This is a genomic window from Hydrogenophilus thiooxidans (assembly GCF_019049855.1).
Lineage (GTDB): Bacteria > Pseudomonadota > Gammaproteobacteria > Burkholderiales > Rhodocyclaceae > Hydrogenophilus > Hydrogenophilus thiooxidans.
The window spans coordinates 1-5339 of record NZ_JAHLSY010000042.1 but is presented as its reverse complement, the minus strand read 5'-3'; the positions used below and the strand labels follow the sequence as shown (position 1 = coordinate 5339).

Sequence of the window (5339 nt, the reverse complement as noted above, 5' to 3'; positions counted from 1 at the left end):
ACACAACTCGCCTCCTGATGAACATCATCAGAGGCAGGGTAACGAAGGTGGGTCAATTTCGATGGCCAAGGTGGGTCATTTTTACATGGCCATCGACAGATGGCGACAACCCGGCCGAATTGACCTGGGACGACACCCTGCAAGACGCGCTGCGGCAGCAAATCCAAACCCGGCTCGAACTTCCGGGGCGCTGCACCGTCACCCATCTGCGCGTCGCCCCCCAAGCAGGCTCTGCCCAGGCTCACCCACAGCACCTGCTCATCGTGCGCCACGGCGGCCCACTGGCAAGCGTTGCCGAGTACCAAGAAAGCGACGGCAGCCGGCAGGAGCGCTACTATCGCCCGCTCAACGAAGCCACTTTGCTTTTCTCGCCAGAAGAGCGCCTCATCGAGGTATTCTCGGTCAGCCCCTCGGTGCGCCAACAACTTGCCAGCGCCTTTGCCGAGACGGTGCTCAAGCTCGACCTCTCCAGCAAGCCTCTTGCCCTCAAGCAATACCACCTGGGGCGCTTTATGCGCACCTTGCGCCTGCCACTGCCCACCATCGCAGGCTTTGACATCGAGCGCGTTGCCGTGGTCGAAGTCGACGCCCGCCCGGACAACCTCCGGCACCGCGCAAGCCTCAAGGTCACTGCCGACGACGATATCGAAGCGGTTGCCGAATCGCTCTTTGGCCCAGACCACCTCTTTCACCGTGCCAGCGCGATCAGCCGCGTGGTCATTGCCGTGCGCTACACCCAGCACGGCAGCAACAAGATGGGTAAGTGGGAGATCCGGGACTGGACGCACAAGCACTGCCCCGAGTGGGAAGATCCGCAAGGCTCGTCTTACCCCATCCCGTTCGAACGGTTGGCGCAAGCGGTGAGCTTTGACGCGACGACCGCAAAAGAACTTGCGGCCCAAATCCAAGCGGAACAAGAGGTCGACAGGCTCTTTGCGGCGCTATGAGCCTGTTTCTCCCGCTCAGGCGGGCGACGTTGCTCGTTCCTTCTGGGCCGGATAACGATCCCGACCGGAAACACTTATTCGTCTTGCTGACAGACCCAGTAGATGACGCAACGGGAGTGAAGTCTGTGCTGATGGTCTCGCTCTTCAGCATCAAAGAGGGTTTGCTTACGATGCGTCTTGCATTCTCGCTCCGGGCGATCACCCCTTCGTGAAGCGGGAGAGCTTCGTCGTCTATCACAAAGCGCGGATCGAAGCGGCTGACAAGGTGCTGCGCGGCGTGAAGGAGGGCAAGCTGATACCGCACGAGCCAATGGGCTCAGCCGTGTTCGCGCGAATCTGCAAAGGACTGGAGATCTCCCGCTTGGCGCCTCCAAAGCTGCTGCGGTTTTATCTGGCAGCCAGTGGTCGATGCGAAAACTGACACCACCTCCCTGCTGCCCTCCCACAAGGTACAGTAATCCCGTGCTGCTGATAATTGCGGCCACCGCAAACCCCGCGTGGGCAGTGTTGCTGCCGGGGCTCAGTTCGTGATGCGCAACAACCGGATGAGCAGCGGCGAACGCGACGCGACGAACGGGTTGGCCACGGTGACGCCGCGCCAGGTAAAGCCATCGTGAAAATCTTCCGAGAGCAGGAATCGGCAGCGGTTCTCTGCAGCGACGGCTAGGATCAGGGCGTCCCATATGGGCAGCTGATGGTCGACGATCAGATCCAGCGCCGACTGGAAAGCACCCCAGGTGGAGTCGACCACTGCAAAGCTGTCTGCCCAACTCAACACGGCTTCGCGCGTCTGCTCGGCAGAGCGTTTGGCTTTGCTCGTCAGAACCCGAGAGAGTTCTCCCAACGTTTGAGCCGGCAGCACCACTTCATTGCTGGGCAGTTGCTCGACCAATTGGATGGCCATACGGCAACGTCGTTCATCGCCGATCCCTTCGGCATAGGCCAGGATGTTGGTGTCGAGGGCGACTCTCACCGATCAGCCTTCGTACAGTTCATCGCGCGTCCAATTGCGAGTACCGCTGGGTTTTTGTTGACGCAGCCGCTCGAGTAAAGCGCGCTTGGCCGATTCACGTTCGGGCTCGCCAGAAGGGGCGGGGGAAATGGTGGCCACAGGCTTACCGCGCGACAGCACGGTCACGACCTCGCCGGTTGCAACATCGCGTAGCACGCTGGAAAAGTGGCGATTGGCGTCGCCGGCAGAGATGGTTTTCATCGGGCTTCTCGTAAGTAGTGTTTGGCACTACTTTATCTGATTGTCGTGCTTGCCGTCAAGGGGTGGATCTTTGATGATGCCGGTAACGATATCCTGCTCTCGGAGTTCCCCATGCAACTTCTCGTCACCCGCCCGGTGGTTCTCACTGGCGCCGGCGGCACGCATTCGTTCACCCCAGGTCTGGTGATCGAGATCGATGCCGCCAGCGCCGAGCGCAACCTGACGCTGCAAGCTGGCGTCGTCGTCGGGCCGCGCGAAGCCGTTGCCGCGCCTGCCAAGCGAGCGCGCAAGGCCACCGATGCTTGAACTCACGCTCAGAATCGATCTGGAGAGAATCGGCCAGCAGCTGGCACAGTTGCCCAGGCATGCCCAGGTCGGTATCGCCGAAGCACTCACCCGCACGGCGCTGGATGCCCGCGATGCGGTGCGCGAAACGCTGCCGCAGCGTTTCACGCTGCGCCGGCCATGGGTGGCGCAGGGCATCGGCGCGCTGCCGGCAACACCGCGGCGTCTTGTGGCCGTCGTCTATTCGCGCGACCGCTTCATGGCGCTGCAGGAGACGGGCGGCGAGAAGACCAGCAAGCTGGCGATTTCCGTCGGCCGCATGGCGCAAATCGCCAAGACTCAGTCATTTCCAAGAGTCAGTAGCCGAAAGCGCTGCGAGGCAAACCCGGGGTCTTCGTGCGCAAAGGGATGGTATTGCATCGCCAGGGGCGTGAGATCGCACCGCTGTGGTTGCTGCGCCGTCGGCAGCAGGTTGCGCCGCGCTTGGGCATGGTCGAGACGGTCTCGGCGCTGCTACAACCCCGCTTTGCCATTCACCTTGAGCGTGCGTGGCGGTCGTAACGGCGTTGTGCGCTATCATTGCCCGGCTGAGGCGATGAGAACGGAGCGCAGCCAGTGAATCCCGAACACGACAGTGGCTACAAGCTGCTTTTTGCTCATCCGGAGATGGTGCGCGATCTCATCACCGGCTTTGTGCCGGGCCAGTGGCGTGAAGAGATCGACTTTGCCACCCTTGAGCGCGTCAATGCCAGCTTCGTTGCCGAAAGTGGCAAGGCGCGGCACGATGACATGATCTGGCGCGTGCGCCTGCGCAATCGCTCCTGGCTCTACCTCTATCTGCTGCTGGAGTTTCAGTCGCGCTCGGATCGCTTCATGGCGCTGCGGCTCCTTGTCTATGTGGGGCTGCTCTACCAGGATTTGGTCAAGCGTGGCGAACTCACCGCCACGGGCCAGCTGCCGCCGGTGCTGCCGATCGTGCTCTACAACGGCACCACGCCGTGGCGCGAGGCCGAGTCGCTCGCCGAGCTCGTTGCCGCGCCGCCGCAAGGGCTCGAAGCGTACCTGCCGCAGCTGCGCTATCTTTTGATCGACGAGAACCGCTACGACGAAACGACGCTTGCCAGTCAGCGCAATCTGGCCGCGGCGCTGTTTCGGCTGGAGCAATCGCGCACGCCCGAGCAGTTGCGCGCGGTGCTCAAAAGCCTCATCGCGTGGCTCTCCGAGCCGGAACAAAAGGAGTTGCGCCGCAGTCTCACCATCTGGATCGCGCGCTTGTTGCGCCGTAAAATCCGCAGCGAAGAGATTGCCACCGTCACCGACCTATTGGAGATCGACACCATGCTTGCCGAACGCATCGAGAGTTGGACACAGCAGTGGATGCTGCAAGGGCTACAACAAGGGCTGCAAAAGGGTAAGGCCGAAGGCGAGGCGTTGGCGCTCAAGCGTCTGTTGGCCAAGCGCTTTGGGCCGTTGCCGGCGGCGCTGGAAGCCCGGATTGCGGCCGCTTCGCTCGAGGAGATCGAGGCGTGGTTCGATGCAGCAATCACCGCGCCGTCGCTCGACGCAGTCTTTGGCAGCAACCCGCAGTAGCCGTTGGCAGGATAGACGCGCTACGGTTTGCTGTTGCCGGCAACTACCTCATGCCGGTGGATCCTCTACGGGCGGTTTCAGTTGGTCGCGGCTCTCTTCTATCAGCCATCCCACCACGATCTCCGGCCACTGCGGCTGGGACTGGTGGGCGAGCCATTCGCTGACGGCCTTGCGGATTGTATTCGTCCAGTACCTTTGGCACTCTTTGTGGTTTTCCATGAGCCACTGCACCGGCGCCTTGAGGTCGAGACTGTGGTGCGGCAGCACGGTATTGTAGTCGATGAGCCACTGGGCCAACTTTTGGTTGAACAGTTTGAGGTCGGTAAAGAGCAGATCTTCGTGCCAATCGACGAACTGCTCTTGGACGGTGCGGTTGAAGCGCTCGCAGTGGGCATTCATACGCGGTGATTTCGGGTAGGTCCAGTAGTGCGTCAGGCCCATCGATTCGAGCATTGCGTCAAACGCCCCTTGAAATTCCGACCCATTGTCCGATATCGCCGCAAGCTGGATCGGTTGCGCCTTCCCTTCTTGACCAGAAGCCAGCGCTTTGAACGCTTCGGCAACCGCTCGACTGCTTTTTTGCGGGAGCGCCAATGCAAACGCGCAGCGACTCACCGGATCGACCAGGGTCAGGATGTAGCGCCGTATGCCGTCACGCACCCGTTCGATCGTGTCCAGCGCCCAGAGGGTCAGCGGGGGCACTTTCAGCCCTTTGGGTTTTCTGGCTTTGCGTACCCGTGGCCGCAGCGGTTTTGCGAGCACGGGCATCGAGTCGCTTTGGGACGAGACGCATCTTGTCCGGTGCTTCGGCAATGATCCGACCGATGGTCGATACCGAAGGTAGGGTAATACCTTGTTCCGCACACCACGGAGCTAGCAGCCGGTGCAGCCGCTCTTTTCCCAGGTTGGGATAAAGGGTGCGCAGCTCGCGAATGCGCTTTACCAACCGCGGGTCGCGATTCTTGCCGCGCTTGCGCTTGGCGATCGGCGCTTTGGGGATCAACGCCGCAGGGTTGCCCCCTGAGGCCTTCAACGCCGCTTTCCAGCGATACAGCGTGCGACGCGACACGCCAAATGCTTCTTGCGTGGCGCTCAATCCGTGCCGCTCCCAAAATTGCAGAATCCGTAGCCGTTCTTGGGCATCCTTCGGTGTCATTTCCCACTTCTGTCCTAAGGACACGCTGAACAAATCAGCATTTGATTGAAAATGAGCGAGAGTGACCGTATCCCTTCGACATTCACACCTCGGTGGGCAAGAAATGTCTTTTTTGCCGCCATTTTCGGCTGGCTTTCGCCCCGTTTCT

General features: G+C 61.1%; 9 protein-coding genes. 5 read left to right on the top strand and 4 right to left on the bottom strand.

Annotated elements, in window-relative coordinates; all coding sequences use genetic code 11:
- Positions 1-119 precede the first annotated feature (119 nt).
- Positions 120-947 (top strand): hypothetical protein, encoded by an 828-nt coding sequence (locus KUL93_RS11000; protein WP_217127084.1) that lies wholly within the window; start codon positions 120-122, stop codon positions 945-947.
- Between the two features lie 208 nt (positions 948-1155).
- Complete coding sequence (locus KUL93_RS10995; RefSeq protein WP_217127083.1) at positions 1156-1368, top strand: hypothetical protein; 213 nt, start codon at positions 1156-1158, stop codon at positions 1366-1368.
- A gap of 99 nt (positions 1369-1467) precedes the next feature.
- On the opposite strand, the gene KUL93_RS10990 is transcribed toward KUL93_RS10995, so the two are convergent.
- Together KUL93_RS10990 and KUL93_RS10985 are read right to left on the bottom strand one after the other, a co-directional pair.
- Positions 1468-1920: a PIN domain-containing protein gene (locus KUL93_RS10990; RefSeq protein WP_217127082.1), complete on the bottom strand. Its 453-nt coding sequence runs from the start codon at positions 1918-1920 to the stop codon at positions 1468-1470.
- 3 nt (positions 1921-1923) lie between these two features.
- A complete protein-coding gene (locus tag KUL93_RS10985; RefSeq protein ID WP_217127081.1) occupies positions 1924-2160 on the bottom strand; it encodes a type II toxin-antitoxin system Phd/YefM family antitoxin in 237 nt (78 codons plus the stop codon).
- A 21-nt stretch (positions 2161-2181) separates the two neighbouring features.
- Between KUL93_RS10985 and KUL93_RS10980 the strand changes: the two genes are divergently transcribed.
- From KUL93_RS10980 to KUL93_RS10970, 3 genes are read left to right on the top strand one after another with little or no spacing between them, the layout of a single operon-like run.
- Entirely contained in the window at positions 2182-2466 is a 285-nt protein-coding gene (locus KUL93_RS10980) for a hypothetical protein (protein WP_217127080.1), read from the top strand.
- Positions 2459-3064, top strand: coding sequence for a hypothetical protein (locus KUL93_RS10975; protein WP_217127079.1), 606 nt, complete (start codon positions 2459-2461; stop codon positions 3062-3064). The genes KUL93_RS10980 and KUL93_RS10975 overlap by 8 nt, the downstream gene beginning before the upstream one ends.
- Positions 3061-4035 carry an Rpn family recombination-promoting nuclease/putative transposase gene (locus KUL93_RS10970; protein ID WP_217127078.1) on the top strand — a complete coding sequence of 325 codons (975 nt, stop codon included), beginning with the start codon at positions 3061-3063 and terminating at the stop codon, positions 4033-4035. Before KUL93_RS10975 ends, KUL93_RS10970 begins: the two co-directional genes overlap by 4 nt.
- Positions 4036-4083: 48 nt before the next feature.
- Here KUL93_RS10970 and KUL93_RS10965 read toward each other — a convergent pair whose 3' ends face one another.
- Both KUL93_RS10965 and KUL93_RS10960 read right to left on the bottom strand, forming a co-directional pair.
- The gene (locus tag KUL93_RS10965) at positions 4084-4737 is read right to left on the bottom strand and encodes an integrase core domain-containing protein (protein WP_217127077.1); all 654 of its coding nucleotides are present in this window, start codon (positions 4735-4737) and stop codon (positions 4084-4086) included.
- Complete coding sequence (locus KUL93_RS10960) at positions 4688-5191, bottom strand: helix-turn-helix domain-containing protein (protein ID WP_217127076.1); 504 nt, start codon at positions 5189-5191, stop codon at positions 4688-4690. The genes KUL93_RS10965 and KUL93_RS10960 overlap by 50 nt, the downstream gene beginning before the upstream one ends.
- Positions 5192-5339: the final 148 nt, after the last annotated feature.